This is a genomic window from Pseudomonas sp. SA233 (assembly GCF_054792385.1).
This window is the reverse complement of sequence record NZ_CP096449.1, coordinates 2,531,274-2,546,899: the sequence shown is the minus strand read 5'-3', so window position 1 is coordinate 2,546,899 and position 15,626 is coordinate 2,531,274. Positions and strand designations below refer to the sequence as shown.

The following is a 15,626-nucleotide window of genomic DNA, read 5'->3' as shown; positions in this document are numbered from 1 at the left end:
GGATTCAGATATGAGCGTGGAATGCTTCGTCACTGGCGGCAGTGGGTTTGTGGGTCAACATCTGCTGGCCCATCTTACCGCGACAGGGCACAAGACCTGGGTGCTCATGCGCAACCCTGCAAACATCGAACGCCTCAAAAAGCAGGTAGGCCAACTGGGAGGTAATCCCGCGTATTTAAGCGCAGTTGAAGGAGACATCAGCAGGGATGGGCTTGGACTCAGCGAAGCAGACAGGCAATGCGTAACTTCGGCCGCCGTGGTCTTTCACCTCGCGGCGCAGTTTACCTGGGGCCTTACAATGGAACAGGCCCGCGCAGTCAACGTACAAGGGGCGCTGAGGGTCGCCAGGCTTGCGGCGAGCCAGCGTATCCGCTTTCTGATGGCTGGCGGTTATATGCTGCAGAACCTTACCCATCTTGCAAGTATCGGGGTTGATAACGCGCACCCTGAAAACACCAATTGGCCTGCAGTATACGGCCGTGTCGGGGGCTACGAAGGCAGCAAGCTGGAGTCCCATTTCGCAGTCATCCGTTACATGCAGGAGGTAGGCGCAGATTACTCGATCGTTCATCCTGCTACGGTATGTGGTCACAGCGAGAGTGGGCATATCCCTGAAGGTCAACCTCTGGTGGACCTCATCAGAAACCTGGCACTGGGCCGGTTCAAGGCTGTCCCCGGTTCCGCCAGGCACTGGTTGCCGCTGGTCAGCGTGGATTACCTGGTAAAGATGATGACCTGCGTGGCGTTCGACCCATCAATGGTCAACCGGCAGGTCCTGGCGCTGTATGAGCACACGCCGAACCTGCAGGGTATGCTTGAGCAAATGGCACAAACGCTGGATATAGAGCCCCCCCGCCGCCATGTACCCATAGGGTTGCTGAAGTGGCTGTTGGCGATTCCAGGACTGGCCACCCGATTATCGATCAGCGCGGAGTCACTGAACTTCATCCAGACGCAGCGGTTCGACATGAGTGACAGCCAGCAACTGGAACGAAAGTATCAGTTGGCCCATCCCGACATGACGCGAACTTTGGAAAAGACGGTGCGCTACGTTGAGGGTTACTTGCCCAATCGTCATGTTCATACTTCTGCATACCCTGCCGGAAGATAACAAACGGGTTCTGATAGAACGCGTGATTCTGTCGAACATTCCAGCAACTTCGGTGTTATATTGTTGCACATGAACCGATTGGTTACTTCCTGACCGTCTGGTTAGTTAAAGCGTGTCGACGCTCAACTTGGTCTTTAGGGAAAAAGGCGTGTGAATTGACGTGAAGCGTGACATCCACCTCGTTGTGCTACTGCTATCGGTCATCGGTTGCTCTCTCGCCTCGCTAACGCTGTGGAAGGTCATGGCTTCTCGCGAGCGTGCCCTGGAAGACGTCAATGTCCATGGCCTTAACCTGACCCAGGCATTGTCCACCTATTCGGAAGGTATTGTCCGTCAGAGCTCAATGCTACTGCTCGGGCTGGTCGAGCGCCTGGAAACCGAGGGCTCCGGACCTGCGCAAATCGAGCGGCTGGATCAACTGGTCAAGCGCCAGCAACCATTGATGCCGCCAATGAGCGGCATCATGATCTACGCCAGGGACGGACGCTGGCTGATGTCGTCCAACCAGCCGACCCCCGTCGGTGCCAACAGCAGCGACCGCGCCTTTTTCATACACCATCGTGACGACCCGTCCCGCGACCCTTTCATCGGCCTGCCAATCCGTAGCCGCGTCAACCAGGAATGGGTGATCACCATCAGCCGACGGTTCAACGATGACCATGGCGAATTCGCCGGCGTTGTCGCCATGACGCTTGGCGTGGAGAACTTCCTGCAGCTATTCGGCAAACTCGATGTCGGCCATGAGGGTGCCATCGGGCTGGCCTATACCGACGGTTCCATGCTGGTGCGCTACCCGTTTCGGGAACAGGACATGGGTCGCAACTTTTCGAAGTCGCCCATCTTTACCAAGTATCTCGTCGACCAGTCAGCAGGCACTGCATCGTTCACCTCCAGCCTGGACGGCGTGGAGCGCCTCTATGCGTTTCGCAAGAGCGACAAGCTACCTTTGGTGACAACGGTCGCGCTGGGCAAGCAGGAGGCACTCTCGGCCTGGCGGCTCGAGGCGCTGCTGTCAACGCTGGTGGTCGCTGTGCTGCTGGCACTGACCGGGGCCATTGGCTGGCTGTTGATTCGCGCCATGAGCCGGCGAAATGCGATCGAAAGCGAGCTTCGACTGACCCAGCAACGGCTACTCGACAGCAACCAGCAGCTCGAGAGCCTGGCGATGCACGATGCGCTCACGGGGCTTGCCAACCGGCGCTGCTTTGACGAAGCGCTGACTCAGGAAATCCGCACGGCCCATCGCAATGGCACCACGCTGGCTTTGCTGATGATCGACATCGATCATTTCAAACCCTACAACGACACCTACGGGCATCCGGCGGGCGATGCCTGCCTGCAGCAGATAGCCTCCCTGCTCTCCTCCTGCATTCGCCGCCCTCGCGACCTGCTGGCACGCTACGGGGGTGAGGAAATGGCGGTAATCCTGCCCGATACCGACAACGATGGAGCGGCCGTCGTCGCCAGGCTGATGCTCGAGCGCCTGGCCTTGCAAGCCATCCCTCACAAAGGCAGCCCATTCGGACACATAACCGCCAGTATCGGTATCGCCTGCTCCGATGGTACGGCCCTGGACAGCGCGCCATCACTGATTGAGCGCGCCGACCGGGCGCTCTATATCGCCAAGCAGGCCGGCCGCAATCGCCTGCATGTCGACCGGGCGAAGACATAAAGCCAAATAACAAGGAATGTATAAATGCAATCTCATTTCAGCAAAGGCTTGCTCTTTGCACTCTGCGCCGCTGCACTGAATGCAACGATCGGTGTACTCAGCAAGGTATTGATGAACAGTGGATTCAGCTCCAGCAGCATCGCCCTGATAAAAACAGTCCTCGGCTGCCTGTTGCTGTCAGCACTGCTACTGTTCCTCAAGCGGCCACTGCATACAGCCAAATGGTTCCATGCCGCCGTTTGCGCCTTTCTCGGCATTTTTGTGCTGTTCCACTTTGAGACTTCGGCCTATAGCCATTACGCCGCGGCAGGCGTCGTGGTGATCCTGATGGCAAGCGCCTCCATTTCTTCGATATTACTGGGACGGATAGTCCTCAAGGATCCAATCACCGCCAATGCGACAGTAGGCGCCGGTTTGACCATAGCTGGTATTGCCGTGATTTTTGGAGCCGACCTGGAACAAGGCTTCACGCTGCAAGGCGCAATGCTCGCTGCGACTGGGGGCTGCGGCTACGGTGCATTTTCAGTTGCCATGAAGCGCATGGGCGTTTCCGGGGGGCTGCATTTCACTCGGCAACTCTTGTTTTTCGGCAGTCTCTACCTGCTGATGCCAGCTGCAACCGATGGGTTCATCATTGGTGAACTGTCGCCGGGAGCGGTCCTGGCATTGCTGGCGCTGGCTGCGTTGCCGACTATCCTCGGCTTCTTCTGTACCACCAAGGCCATCGAGTACCTGAAACCCTCGCAAGTCCAGGCGCTGGAGCTGACCGAGCCGCTGTTTGCCGCACTGCTGGCGTTCGTGGTGCTCAATGAAGTACCGCGGGACACGTTGTACCTGGGGGCCGGGCTGATTCTCTTCGGCCTGTGCTTCTCCAATGAGCTGATCCGACTGGGCAAGAAAGCGCCACAGCCGTCCAAAGCATGAAACGCGTGCGAGCAAGCACCTCGAGGCATGCATGCTCGCACGGCCGCATTACCAGATCGCAATATCGTAGGTGAGATAAATCCGGTTGCTGTCACGACCTCGGGCAAAGTCAGAGCGGTAGACATAGTTGCGAAGTTTCACGCCCAGCCCTTTGACTGGCCCGGACTGCACCACGTAGGCAAGCTCCACATCACGCTCCCACTCGCTGAGCCCGGCATCACCGGAACGACCGTTGTCCCCGCTCAGGTAACGCGCCATGAAGGTCAGCCCGGGCACACCGGCCGCTGCAAAGTTGTAGGCGTAGCTCGCCATCCAGGTTTTCTCTTCCTCCTCGATGAACTTGCCTATGCCAACGTTACTGAACGAGTAAACCGTCGCGCCGCTGATGTACGGCAGCCCTGCCTCGCCGTCGAGCACCTGGTAACCGGCACCGACAGTGTGCCCGGAGTGGGTATAGGACAACTGCCCACTGAACATGTCATTGTCTATCTGACCACCATGAGCGGCCCCGCTGTCGCGGCTCTTGAAATAGCGCAAGTCGGTGGTGAACACCCCTCCACCCAACGGCAGATCGTGTACCAGGCCGGCATAGTCCTGGCGATAGAAGTGTTCGAGCTGGCCGTGGAAATAGCTCAAGCGCAGCTGCTTGCTGACGGCATAGTCGGCACCGGCAAAGTTGAAATCGCCAGACTCTCCGCCACCATAACCATCCAGGAACAGACCGGTGCTGTCCGAGGAGTCCCGCTGCTTGAAGCGGTTCAGGTGGCCGGCGGTCAGGGTCAGGCCATCGACATCGGTACTGGTCAGCTGCGTACCTTGGTAAGTCTGAGGCAACAATCGTGCATCGTTGTACACCAGCACCGGAGTCTTGGGCAGCAAGGTGCCATGCTTGACGATGGTCTGCCCCAGTCGCGCCTTGGCGGTTACCCCGGCACTGGCGAACTCGTCCGCGGCACGGCCATCGTCATGCACCGGCAGCAAGCCCGTACCGCTGCGGCCGCGGCCCGAATCGAGCCGTACGCCTACAAGCCCCAAGGCATCGAGCCCCAGGCCCAGCGGGCCTTGGGTGAACCCTGATTGGTAGTCGAGCAGAAAACCCTGCGCCCATTCCACCCGCTCGCTCTTTGCAGTTGCAGCAGCGCGGGCGCTCATGCCTTGTTCGTCGCGGAAGTTTTCGTTGAAGTAAACGTTGCGCAGCTGCAGCTTGAGCTTGCCGTCGTCGATGAATCCGGCAGCGCCGGCCACAGGCAGCCAGCCGCAGAGCAGGCCACAGGTGGCCCCACGGAAAACAGTTCGGGACATTTTCGATACTCTGTTGTTGTTCTTGGATGAGGTGGGCGCCAGCAGCGCCCGAGGCAGATCAGACGAAGAAGGACAAGGCACCCGTGACCAAAGCCAGTGCGGTGATGACCAGTGATGTCAGCACCGCCCATTTCACGGTGGCCTTCTGGAAGTCGCCGATGTCGCGATCGACCATGCCCACCAGCAGCAAGGTCGAGGCCACCAGCGGGCTCATCAGGTGCACTGGCTGCCCCAGCACCGAGGCGCGGGCGATTTCAACCGGGTCGATGCCGTAGGCGGCCGCAGCGTTGGCAAGGATCGGCACCACGCCAAAGTAGTAAGCGTCGTTGGACAGTACGAAGGTCAGCGGCATGCTGGTCAGCGCCACCACCAGCGGGAACCAGTGGCTCCACGCCTCGGGAATCCAGTCGACCAGGGTCTGAGCCAGCGCATCGACCATCTTGGTACCCGAGAAGATCCCCGCGAAGATGCCTGCGGCGAATACCAGCAGTACCACTGTCATGGCATTGCCAGAATGGGCGAGGATGCGCTCTTTCTGCAGATCCAGCTGCGGGTAGTTGATCATCAGCGCCGCGACGAAACCGATCATGAACAACAGTGCGGAATGCATTACGCCCATCACCAGCGCTGCCATGACGGCAATCACCAGCACCAGGTTCACATACGCCAGGCGTGGGCGCTTATGTGGGCTCTCGCCGAGGATTTCCTTGATGTAGCAGTTGCCGCCACCCGACTCCAGGGCGATGTTGCCGATGCGTCGGCGCTCGGCGCGGCCCAGCAGGAACGCGGTGAACACCACCCAGGCCGCACCGCCGATCACGGTGGGCAGCATCGGGATGAAATACTCGGTCGCATCCAGCCCGAGCGCGGCAATGGCCCGGGTGGCCGGCCCACCCCAAGGGCTCATGCCACTCATGATGCTCAGCGACAGCATGGATACCGTGGCCAGGATCATCGGGTTCATGCCGATGCGCTTGTACAGCGGCAGCATGGCCGCACAGGTAATCATGTAGGTGGTGGTGCCATCACCGTCGAGCGCCACCAGCAGCGAGAGCAGCGCGGTACCGATGGCGATCTTGACCGGGTCGCCATTGACGCGCTTGAGGATCTTGCGGATCAGCGGGTCGAACAGGCCGGCATCGATCATCAGGCCGAAGAACAGGATGGCGAACAACAACAGGGCCGCCGAGGGCGCCACCATTTTCAAGCCATCGAGCATCATCTTGCCCAGCTCGGGGGCGAAGCCGCCGATCACTGCAAAGACAATGGGTACCACGGTGAGCGCAACGATTGGCGACAGGCGTTTGCTCATGATCAGGTAGGTGAAGGTCACCACCATGATCAGGCCCAGGAGTGCGAGCATGGTCTTTTCTCTTGTTTTTATTCTATTGCGGCCATCGGCAAGGCAGACGGCCCCCTACCCCACTCGGCATCGCAGGGATGCTGAGTGGGATTCTAAGTCAACTATGGAAGGTGAAGAGGCTTTTCAGCCGTGATGCCGAGGCTCGGCAGACCAGTCGGCCTGCGCAATATCCGCCTCGTCCGGTGCAGCCGGAATGCCGTTCAGGCGGCGCAGCAAGGTTTCCCGCTCACAGGCATTCTCCGACAGCGAGATGACCACCGTGGCCACGGCGTTGCTGGCCAGGCTGGTCAGGGCACGCGCCTCGGACATGAAGCGATCGATGCCGATCAGCAAGGCAAGCCCTGCCAACGGGATGTCGTGAATGACGGTCAAGGTCGAAGCCAGCGCAACGAAGCCACTGCCGGTCACACCCGCTGCGCCTTTTGACGACAACAGCATGATCGCCAGCATCGTTACCGTCTGGCCGAGGCTCAGGTCGATGTTGCAGGCTTGAGCGATGAAGACCGCCGCCAACGACAGGTAGATGGCAGTGCCGTCGAGGTTGAAGGAATAGCCGGTTGGCAGCACCAGCCCGACCACACCTTTCTTGCAGCCCAGCTTCTCCAGTTTCTCCAGCATGCGCGGCAGCACGGGCTCGGTGGACGAGGTGCCGAGCACCACCAGAAACTCCTCGCGGAAATAGCGCAGCAGCTTCCACAAGCTGAAGCCATGGGCACGGCAGATGCCGCCAAGCACCACCAGCACGAAAAACGCACAGGCGATGTACAGCGTACCTACCAGCTTGGCCAGTGCACCCAGGGACGTCACGCCATACTGCCCGACGGTAAAGGCCAGGGCACCGAAGGCGCCGACCGGTGCGAAACGCATCAGGTAGCCAAAGATGCGAAACACCATGGTCGAGGCAGACTCCAGCACATCGAGTACCGGCTTGCCCTTTTCGCCCATCGAAGACAAGGCGAAGCCGCTGAGCACCGCGATGAACAGCACCGGCAACACTTCACCCTTGTTGAACGCCCCGATGAACGTATCGGGAATGATATGCATGAAGAAGTCGACCACGCTGAGCTTCGCCGCAGATGCGGCGTACTGGCCGAGTCCCGCAGTGCTTAGCGTGGCAGGGTCGATGTTCATGCCGACACCAGGGCGGAACAGGTATACCGCTGCCAGGCCGATCATCAGGCTGATGACAGTCAATACCAGGAACAGCAGCAAGGTCTTGCTCATCAAACGCCCGAGGGAGCGCTTGTCGGTCATCCCGGCGATACCGGTGACGATGGTGCAGAAGACCACCGGCGCGATCATCATCTTGATCAGCTTGATGAACGCATCACCCAGGGGCTTGAGCGCAACGGCCTGTTGCGCCCAGAAGTGACCGACCACCACGCCCAGCAGGACGGCGCAGAGGATCTGGAAGTACAGCGATTTGGCGAGTCTCATGAGGCATCACCCATTGTTGAAATTGTGCGGATGCGCTTGTTGCGAATGTACAGGTCTGGACTACCGCCTGGGCCTACCCCGCCAACCTGCGGAATGTAGGCGCGTAAACGAAGCCTGAGAACAACCGCCGGGCAGTTCGCACCACAGAGGCCTGAATCGTCTTGCCATCTGCGCCACTGCGCGACAGCGCGACATCGATACCGCCGCTTGGATGTTCCAGACGCACTTCGGTCAACTGCACGGCGCCCTCGCCCAGCAGATCGCCGATCACCGTACCTGGGCTGACGCAGGCAGTCGCCAGCCCTATCGCTCCGGTGATGGCCAAGGCGCGGTGGCAGTTGTGCGGCATGAAGTAGCGAACCTGCAACGTGCCGTCATAACGGGGCTTGGACACCAGCACAGGCTTGGGGATGACCATGCCGCTGACATCACCCAGGCCCATGGCCTTGCCGGCCTTCAGGCGCAACGCCTCGAGGCGCTCGAGCAGTTCGCCGTTGGCGTCGAGTTCGGCCGGGGATTCCGAGCCGGTGACGCCCAGCTGGCTGGCCTCCACCACCATCATCGGCATGGCCATGTCGATGCAGGTGACCGCAACGCCGTCGATCACATCCTTGGCCTTGCCAGTCGGGAACAGTTTGCCGGTCTTGCTGCCGACCGCATCGAGGAAGGTCAGGTGTACCGGGGCGGCAGTGCCCGGTACGCCATCGATCGCCGTGCGGCCTTCATAGCGCACGATGCCGCCGGGGGTTTCCACCAGCGAATTGACGAAAGTGCCGGTGTTCAGGTTGCGAATACGCACCAGCGTCTTGCCGTCCTGGCCTTTGACAAGACCTTGCTCGATGGCGAACGGGCCAACGGCGCACAGCATGTTGCCGCAGTTGGGCGCGGTATCGACCCGGCGCTGGGCGACCATGACCTGCACGAACAGGTAGTCGACGTCGGCGTCGGCATGCAGCGAGGGGCTGACAATCGCTACCTTGCTGGTCTGCGGGCTACCGCCACCGATGCCGTCGATTTCCAGTTCATGCCCGGAACCCATCAGGTTGATCAGCAATTCGTCGCGTTCGACCACATTGGCAGGAAGGTCCCATGCATGGAAAAAGGGGCCCTTGGAGGTGCCACCGCGCATGAGTACGCAAGGAATTCGTTGCATGATTTCGCACTCTTGTTGATCAATGGACATCATTGATGCTGTGGACAAAAGATTGACAGGGATGGATAAATCAATCCAATGCAAATATCGTAGTTATTGTTCCGATTTGAGCATCAATACCGAACCCAATGCCAAGAGCGATCCGAGATGGAATATGAGCTGCAAGACATACGATCTTTCGTGAAAATCGCCGAACTCGGCAGCTTCCACGAAGCCGCAGAAGCGCTGCACCTGTCCCAGCCCGCCTTGAGCCGACGGATCAAGAAGCTCGAGGAAGGCTTGGGCACTTCGTTGCTGGAACGCACTACTCGTCGGGTCAGCCTGACCAGCGTCGGGCGTGACTTCCTGCCCAAGGCCAGGCGCCTGCTGGATGACTTCGAAGACTCGATCCTGAGCATTCGCGAACTCGCAGAACGACAGACCGGCCAGGTAACCCTCGCCTGTATTCCGACCGCAGCGTTCTATTTCCTGCCATCGGTGATCCGCGACTACAACGAGCAATACCCCAAGATTCGCATTCGTCTGCTGGACCTCAGTGCCAACGACGGGCTCGAAGCCGTGCTGCGGGGTGAAGCCGATTTCGGCATCAACATGATGAGTGGCCAGCACCCGGACATCGAGTTCGTCTCCCTGGTCCAGGAGCACTTCGTGCTGGCCTGCCGCAGGGACCACAAGCTGGCGAACCGTGAGGCCGTCACCTGGACAGAACTGGCCGACTACCGCCTGATCGGCGTAGGCCGGCTTAGCGGTAACCGGATGCTGCTGGACCATGCCCTGTCCGGGCTCAACCTGCGGCCCAAGTGGTTCTACGAGGTTCAGCACCTGTCCACTTCGCTGGGCATGGTCGAGGCCGGGCTGGGCGTGTCGGCCATGCCCAGCCTGGCCATGCCCAGCGCCGACCACCCGACGCTGGTCAGCGTGCCGCTGATCGAGCCCCAGGTAACCCGCACCCTGGGGTTGGTCTACCGCAGAGGGGCGTCGCTGTCGCCGGCAGCGGAGAAGTTCGTGTCGATCCTGCTGGACAAGTGGCCCAACCGTTGAACGAAATGCCTTGCTTCCGGCTCGGCACGGCGCAGGGGAAATACGGGCTGAGTTCATGGTTCACTCCCCGCCCAGGCCCAGCTTGTTGGGCCGGCGCTTCTCGATTGCAAACTTGAGCAGTGCCGCGCTGCGGAACAGGCCATGGGCAAACTTGCCATAGGGCAGCGTGATGAACAGCGCCATCACCGTCCCCAGGTGAAGCGCCAGCACGATCGCCATCGCGGCGGTATCACGCAGGCCCAGCAAGGCAAGGCCTGTGGCGCTGACCAACAGCAGAAGCAGAATGAAGGCCCGGTCCATGGGGCGCTGGGCCACATCGCCCTGCTCCGGCGCCCTGCGCAGGTTCAGCGCCAGCAACCCGGCCGGCCCGACAATCAAGCCAATTCCGCCCAGGGTTCCGAGCAACACCGGTGCACTCAGCAGCGGGTACGGCGCCTGCTGGCCCAGCAGGTAGTGATAACCGGTGGCGACCACCGTGGCGGCAAAGCACAGCATGAAGCCGTAGAAGGTGAAGTGATGGAAGCGACGGCGCCAGAGCGTGTAGCGATCATCGGCATTGTTGCAACCTTGGCCGTGCCCACCGTCGAGGTATTTCAGGGTCAACACCGCGCTTGATGCCTCGAACACCGCCCCTTTGGCCGGTTGCGCCAGCGCCTCGGCAGGCGAGACCGAGCGCCAGAAGCGACGTACCGCCACCGCCAGGGCCAGCGCTGCAGCGGCAAAGACGCTACCGAACATCAGTGCCAGGGTGTTGTGCGGGAAGACCGCATAGAAATTCCCAGCCAACCGCCCGGGCAGCAGCGTGCCGTTGACGAACAAGGTCAGCAGCAGGAACAGCGACAAGGCTACGGCCAATGCACTGGCGACATAGGTGCCGTTGTGCCTGTACAGCCGCCCGAAGAGGGCCGGCCAGGCGTACTCGGCGTATGTCTGCCCGCGCACCTTGGCCATCGCCTGGGGCACGTTCACCGCGAAGTCGTGGGGCTGCGCGTACTGGCAGGCATGCAGGCAGGCGCCGCAGTTGTGGCACAGGTTGGCCAGGTAATGGATATCGGCCTTGCCGAACTCCAGCCTGCGGGTCATCGCCGGGAAAACGGCGCAAAAGCCCTCGCAGTAACGGCAGGCATTGCAGATCCGCATTTGCCGGTCCACTTCCTGCTCCTCGACGTTCAACACCGGGATCAGTTCGAGGGCCGGCCCGGCGGTGTCAGGCTGGCGTGGCTCAGGCAGTTGCGCAGTCATGGCTCTTCTCTTTTTCTGGATGTTCGTAACCCGCCGCCGCAGCAGCGCTGGTCCCGGCGATACGGCCGAAGGCGGTGCCAATGGACATGCCGACGCCTGCGGTGTAGCCCTTGCCCAGTACATTGCCCGCCATCATTTCGCCGGCAACGAACAGGTTCGGGCTGGGACGCCCGTCGAAATGGACGGCGGCGGTTTCATCGGTGCGCAGCCCCAGGTAGGTGAAAGTCACGCCAGGGCGCAGCGGGTAGCCGTAGTAAGGCGGCGTATCGATCGGGCGCGCCCAGTGGCTCTTCGCCGGTTCCAGGCCTGCGGTGTGGCAGTCGTCCAGCCGGGTGTGGTCGAAAGTACCCACCTGGCAGGCTCGGTTGTAGGCATGCACGGTTTCGAGGAAGGCCTGCACAGGCAAACCGAGCAGGCCGGCCAACGCCTCCAGGCTATCGGCAGTGGCGCCTGGAAAAACCGGTGGCATGAAGCGCCCGAGGGCTTTCTGGTCGATGATAGAGAACCCCACCTGCCCAGGCTGATGCGCCACCAGGCGCCCCCAGATGGCATAGCGCTTGGGCCAGAAATCCTCGCCTTCATCGTAGAAGCGCTGGCCATCGCGGTTGACCACCACGCCCAGCGACACACAATCGATGCGCGTGCAGATGCCGCCGTCGTACAACGGCGCACGAGCATCGATCGCCACCATGTGCGCCTGGGTCGGGTCGCCAATCGTGTCGGCGCCCTGTTCGATCATGCGGCGCAACAGCACCCCGTCATTGAAGCGCGTGCCACGGATCAGGAAATTGTCCGAAGGCCACTCCCCTCGCTCGTTCTGCCCCCACGCCTCGCGCAACCACTCACGGTTGGACTCGAAGCCGCCGGCGGCAAGCACACAGGTACGCGCCTCGATGCGCTCGGCAGGCAGGTGTCGCCCCTGAACCTCACGCGCCGGCACATGGGCCGCGACGAAGCGTCCGCCCTGCAATTCGATGTCGGCTACTGGCGTGTCGTAGCGTATCTGTACGCCAAGGTTTTCGGCGCTGCGAAAGTAGGCGTTGACCAGTGCCTTGCCGCCGCCCATGAAGAAGGCGTTGGTCCTTGCTGTGTGCAGCGCACCCGACAACGAGGGCTGAAAATGCACGCCATGGCGGCGCATCCACCCGCGACAACTGGAGGACGCGCGAATCACCAGCCGCGCAAGCTTTTCGTCGGTCTGGCCACCGGTGACCTTCAGCAGGTCCTGCCAGAATTCTTCTTCCGGGTACGCCTCGACCAGCACATCCTGCGGGCCATCATGCATGCACCTCAAGTTGCGCGTGTGTTGTGAGTTCCCACCACGCCAGGCGCGGGGTGCGGCCTCGAGCAGCAGCACGCTGGCTCCGGCCTCTCGCGCCATCAGCGCGGCACAGAGGGCGGCATTGCCCCCTCCGATGACTAGCACATCGATCATTTCGCCTCCAGATCACGAAGAGCCGAATGTTCGGCTGCTCCTCGTGACCGGGGACTTTAATGAGCGCCCGCAGACCGCGAAACGCGATGGTCGGGGGGAGGCATTCAGTTTTTCTAAAGGGTCGGAACAAGCGCCCCCGGCGCCTGGGTCAAAGCAGCCGTGCGCCTGGCCATCGGCCCTGCTCCACCAGCTCCCGGGCAACGTCCTGCAGTACGATCCGCGTAGCCAGCGCCGCCGGTGAGAGCTCGTCATCAGTCAGGCTGACAATCACATTGCGACGCTGCGCCAGGGCTTCGTCGACAGCAAACACGCGCAGGCCCGCCTGATGCGCCCGGGCCACTGTCGCGCCAGGTTGGATGGTGGCGGCATGGCCCGCACACACGCAATCCATCAACAGCGACAGGCCATCGACTTCCATGACGATGCTGGCCTCCAGCCCTGCCCGCTCGAAAATCGAGCGCAACGTCGTGCGCAATCCATGCTGGTTGCTGGGCATCACCAACGGCAACGTCGCGATCTGTTGCAACGTGAGCGACTCGCCCCAGCCGTCCTTGACCAGCGGTGCGGGAACCAGCACGAACAGCCGCTCCGTCAGCAGCCCCCGCACCTCCAGGCGCGGCCCCGTCTCTGCCTGGAACAGCACCGCCAGGTCAAGGTGCCTGGCATTGAGCTGGTTCATCAGATAACCAGACAGCATCTCCACCAGGTGCAGACGGATATCGGGATAGCGCTCTCGCATCCTGTCGATCAAGGCAAGGCCAAGAATCGAAGCCGTGGTCGGAGCCAGCCCCACGCTGGCATAGCCGCTCATGCGGCCACTTTGAGCTGCCAGCACAGCATGTTCCGCCTGACGAAGCGCAAGACGCGCATGGTATTCGAAGGCCAGCCCGGCCGCGGTCGGTGCTACGCCGGTGCTCGAACGCGTCAAAAGCCGGGTACTCACCTCGCTCTCCAGCTTCGACAACTGCTGGCTCAAAGCCGAGGCGCCAACCCCTAGCTCGAGCGCAGCCCTGCCAAGGCTGCCGTACTCCAGGACACTCAGGAAATAGCGAAGCTGACGTAACTCCATACAACTCTCTTTCAACGATGAGGGCGGGCCTGGAGCATGTTAAACGTATTTGCACAGCCTGGATCGACAGAACGCCACTGTGCCTCATCAAGTTGACAGGGACCTTGTAGGAGCGGCCTTGTGTCGCGAAAGGGCTGCATAGCAGCCCCAGCAATTTCAACTGTTGCACATCAAACCTGGGGCCGCTTTGCGGCCCTTTCGCGACACAAGGCCGCTCCCACAGGGATCGCGCCAGCTTTGGGAATTGAGCAAAGCCGTTGCTTTCACATGGTGCGCAGAACAGATCCGGCGGCCTTGCAATACATTCGAAAATCCGTATATTCGAAAAAACATATACATTGAATACCCCGCCATAGGCACCAGCTGCCCGCCCCGAGAACGCCCATGACTGACTCGCTGACCCCGACCCAGGTCTTCAAATGCCTCGCCGACGAGAACCGCATTCGGATGATGCTGCTGATCGCTCGCGAGGAAGAGCTGTGCGTCTGTGAACTGATCTGTGCCCTGGAAGAAAGCCAACCCAAGGTTTCCCGCCACCTCGCACAACTGCGCACCTGCGGCCTGCTTGAAGACCGCAGGCAGGGCCAATGGGTTTACTACCGCCTGCATCCAGAGCTTCCCGCCTGGGTACGCGATGTTCTGGTAACCACACTGGAAGCCAATCGCGAATGGTTGAGCACCAGCGCCAAACGACTGGACACCATGGGTGACCGCCCACAGCGCGTCGCGACCTGCTGCTGATCATTGCCAAGTTACGCGACCGCGCCGACTACCTCGTCGACCGCTACTCCGAGCGCAAGGAGTCGGCCGAGGAATTGTCCAGGCGCGTCGATCAACGATCCATCTGAAGACACAACTCGAGAACAAGACCATGGCAATCAAAGTAGGCATCAATGGGTTTGGCCGTATCGGTCGCCTGGCGCTGCGCGCGTCCTGGGGCTGGCCGGAATTCGAATTCGTCCAGATCAATGACCCGGCCGGCGACGCCGAGACCCACGCCCACCTGATCAATTTCGATTCGGTCCACGGGCGCTGGGATCGTGAAGCCGGGGCAGATGGCGACTCGGTGGTGATCGAGGGCAAGCGCATCAAGGTCACCGCGAACAAGAACATTGCGGACACCGACTGGTCGGGCTGCGACCTGGTCATCGAAGCCAGCGGCAAGATGAAGTCGGTAGCCGTGCTCCAGGCCTACCTGGACCAGGGCGTCAAACGCGTGGTGGTCTGCGCGCCAGTGAAGGAGAAAGGCGCGCTGAACGTGGTGATGGGCGTCAACCAGCACCTGTTCGACCCGGCGCAGCACCGTATCGTCACCGCCGCTTCCTGCACCACCAACTGCCTGGCCCCGGTGGTCAAGGTGGTTCACGAGAACCTGGGCATCCGCCACGGCTCGATCACCACCATCCACGACCTGACCAATACCCAGAGCATCCTCGATACACCGCACAAGGACCTGCGTCGCGCCCGCGCCTCGGGCATGAGCCTGATCCCGACCACCACGGGCTCGGCTACCGCAATCGCCGAGATCTTTCCTGAACTGCGCGGCAAACTGAATGGGCACGCCGTACGTGTACCGCTGGCCAACGCCTCGCTGACCGACTGCGTGTTCGAAGTGGCACGCGAGACCACGGCCGAAGAGGTAAATGCGTTGTTGAAGGCGGCTGCCGAAGGCCCGTTGAAGGGTATCCTGGGCTACGAACAGCGACCGCTGGTGTCCATCGACTACCGCACCGACCCACGGTCCTCCATCATCGATGCGCTATCGACCCTGGTGGTCAATGGTACCCAGGTGAAGATCTACGCCTGGTATGACAACGAGTGGGGCTACGCCAACCGCGCAGCGGAACTGGCCCGAATGGTCGGCACGGCGGAGTAAC

13 protein-coding genes and 1 pseudogene are annotated in these 15,626 nt (G+C 61.2%); 7 read left to right on the top strand and 7 right to left on the bottom strand.

Going from position 1 to position 15,626, the window contains the following annotated elements:
* Positions 1 to 10: 10 nt before the first annotated feature.
* The 3 genes from M1D87_RS11860 to M1D87_RS11850 all read left to right on the top strand — a co-directional run bounded on the left by M1D87_RS11860 (position 11) and on the right by M1D87_RS11850 (position 3,707).
* Positions 11 to 1,111, top strand: a complete 1,101-nt coding sequence (locus M1D87_RS11860) for an SDR family oxidoreductase (RefSeq protein ID WP_123084358.1) — start codon at positions 11 to 13, stop codon at positions 1,109 to 1,111.
* A gap of 160 nt (positions 1,112 to 1,271) precedes the next feature.
* The gene (locus M1D87_RS11855) at positions 1,272 to 2,783 is read left to right on the top strand and encodes a sensor domain-containing diguanylate cyclase (RefSeq protein WP_080604863.1); all 1,512 of its coding nucleotides are present in this window, start codon (positions 1,272 to 1,274) and stop codon (positions 2,781 to 2,783) included.
* A 24-nt stretch (positions 2,784 to 2,807) separates the two neighbouring features.
* Positions 2,808 to 3,707, top strand: a complete 900-nt coding sequence (locus tag M1D87_RS11850; RefSeq protein WP_013972235.1) for a DMT family transporter — start codon at positions 2,808 to 2,810, stop codon at positions 3,705 to 3,707.
* A 48-nt stretch (positions 3,708 to 3,755) separates the two neighbouring features.
* Here M1D87_RS11850 and M1D87_RS11845 read toward each other — a convergent pair whose 3' ends face one another.
* The 4 genes from M1D87_RS11845 to M1D87_RS11830 all read right to left on the bottom strand — a co-directional run bounded on the left by M1D87_RS11845 (position 3,756) and on the right by M1D87_RS11830 (position 8,962).
* Entirely contained in the window at positions 3,756 to 5,009 is a 1,254-nt protein-coding gene (locus tag M1D87_RS11845) for an OprD family porin (protein ID WP_123084360.1), read from the bottom strand.
* Positions 5,010 to 5,067: 58 nt separating this feature from the next.
* On the bottom strand, positions 5,068 to 6,372 hold the full coding sequence (locus tag M1D87_RS11840; protein ID WP_013972233.1) for a CitMHS family transporter: 1,305 nt from the start codon (positions 6,370 to 6,372) through the stop codon (positions 5,068 to 5,070).
* A gap of 123 nt (positions 6,373 to 6,495) precedes the next feature.
* Positions 6,496 to 7,809 (bottom strand): C4-dicarboxylate transporter DctA, encoded by a 1,314-nt coding sequence (gene dctA / locus M1D87_RS11835; protein ID WP_003256769.1) that lies wholly within the window; start codon positions 7,807 to 7,809, stop codon positions 6,496 to 6,498.
* 73 nt (positions 7,810 to 7,882) lie between these two features.
* Positions 7,883 to 8,962 carry a 4-oxalomesaconate tautomerase gene (locus M1D87_RS11830; protein ID WP_015270082.1) on the bottom strand — a complete coding sequence of 360 codons (1,080 nt, stop codon included), beginning with the start codon at positions 8,960 to 8,962 and terminating at the stop codon, positions 7,883 to 7,885.
* A 147-nt stretch (positions 8,963 to 9,109) separates the two neighbouring features.
* On the opposite strand from M1D87_RS11830, the gene M1D87_RS11825 reads away from it, so the two are divergent.
* Positions 9,110 to 10,003 carry a LysR family transcriptional regulator gene (locus M1D87_RS11825; protein WP_013972231.1) on the top strand — a complete coding sequence of 298 codons (894 nt, stop codon included), beginning with the start codon at positions 9,110 to 9,112 and terminating at the stop codon, positions 10,001 to 10,003.
* A 60-nt stretch (positions 10,004 to 10,063) separates the two neighbouring features.
* On the opposite strand, the gene tcuB is transcribed toward M1D87_RS11825, so the two are convergent.
* From tcuB to M1D87_RS11810, 3 genes are all read right to left on the bottom strand, one after another.
* Positions 10,064 to 11,245: a tricarballylate utilization 4Fe-4S protein TcuB gene (gene tcuB / locus M1D87_RS11820; protein ID WP_123084362.1), complete on the bottom strand. Its 1,182-nt coding sequence runs from the start codon at positions 11,243 to 11,245 to the stop codon at positions 10,064 to 10,066.
* Positions 11,226 to 12,680 carry an FAD-dependent tricarballylate dehydrogenase TcuA gene (tcuA, locus tag M1D87_RS11815; RefSeq protein WP_015270080.1) on the bottom strand — a complete coding sequence of 485 codons (1,455 nt, stop codon included), beginning with the start codon at positions 12,678 to 12,680 and terminating at the stop codon, positions 11,226 to 11,228. The genes tcuB and tcuA overlap by 20 nt, the downstream gene beginning before the upstream one ends.
* 148 nt (positions 12,681 to 12,828) lie before the next feature.
* Positions 12,829 to 13,749, bottom strand: a complete 921-nt coding sequence (locus M1D87_RS11810; RefSeq protein WP_054573823.1) for a LysR family transcriptional regulator — start codon at positions 13,747 to 13,749, stop codon at positions 12,829 to 12,831.
* A 384-nt stretch (positions 13,750 to 14,133) separates the two neighbouring features.
* On the opposite strand from M1D87_RS11810, the gene M1D87_RS11805 reads away from it, so the two are divergent.
* The 3 genes and pseudogenes from M1D87_RS11805 (at position 14,134) to M1D87_RS11795 (ending at position 15,625) form a co-directional block, all read left to right on the top strand.
* A complete protein-coding gene (locus M1D87_RS11805; protein ID WP_085706107.1) occupies positions 14,134 to 14,490 on the top strand; it encodes a metalloregulator ArsR/SmtB family transcription factor in 357 nt (118 codons plus the stop codon).
* An 11-nt stretch (positions 14,491 to 14,501) separates the two neighbouring features.
* A pseudogene (locus M1D87_RS11800) lies at positions 14,502 to 14,597 on the top strand (arsenical resistance protein ArsH); the annotation flags it as partial.
* A gap of 23 nt (positions 14,598 to 14,620) precedes the next feature.
* Positions 14,621 to 15,625 carry an ArsJ-associated glyceraldehyde-3-phosphate dehydrogenase gene (locus M1D87_RS11795; RefSeq protein WP_123084363.1) on the top strand — a complete coding sequence of 335 codons (1,005 nt, stop codon included), beginning with the start codon at positions 14,621 to 14,623 and terminating at the stop codon, positions 15,623 to 15,625.
* Position 15,626: the final 1 nt, after the last annotated feature.

Coding starts and splice junctions, on each gene's coding strand:
- M1D87_RS11830 (WP_015270082.1), bottom strand. CDS start 8,962: ATGCAACGAATTCCTTGCGTACTCATGCGCGGTGGCACCTCCAAGGGC.
- M1D87_RS11850 (WP_013972235.1), top strand. CDS start 2,808: ATGCAATCTCATTTCAGCAAAGGCTTGCTCTTTGCACTCTGCGCCGCT.
- tcuB (WP_123084362.1), bottom strand. CDS start 11,245: ATGACTGCGCAACTGCCTGAGCCACGCCAGCCTGACACCGCCGGGCCG.
- M1D87_RS11845 (WP_123084360.1), bottom strand. CDS start 5,009: ATGTCCCGAACTGTTTTCCGTGGGGCCACCTGTGGCCTGCTCTGCGGC.
- M1D87_RS11840 (WP_013972233.1), bottom strand. CDS start 6,372: ATGCTCGCACTCCTGGGCCTGATCATGGTGGTGACCTTCACCTACCTG.
- M1D87_RS11795 (WP_123084363.1), top strand. CDS start 14,621: ATGGCAATCAAAGTAGGCATCAATGGGTTTGGCCGTATCGGTCGCCTG.
- M1D87_RS11825 (WP_013972231.1), top strand. CDS start 9,110: ATGGAATATGAGCTGCAAGACATACGATCTTTCGTGAAAATCGCCGAA.
- M1D87_RS11805 (WP_085706107.1), top strand. CDS start 14,134: ATGACTGACTCGCTGACCCCGACCCAGGTCTTCAAATGCCTCGCCGAC.
- tcuA (WP_015270080.1), bottom strand. CDS start 12,680: ATGATCGATGTGCTAGTCATCGGAGGGGGCAATGCCGCCCTCTGTGCC.
- M1D87_RS11860 (WP_123084358.1), top strand. CDS start 11: ATGAGCGTGGAATGCTTCGTCACTGGCGGCAGTGGGTTTGTGGGTCAA.
- dctA (WP_003256769.1), bottom strand. CDS start 7,809: ATGAGACTCGCCAAATCGCTGTACTTCCAGATCCTCTGCGCCGTCCTG.
- M1D87_RS11810 (WP_054573823.1), bottom strand. CDS start 13,749: ATGGAGTTACGTCAGCTTCGCTATTTCCTGAGTGTCCTGGAGTACGGC.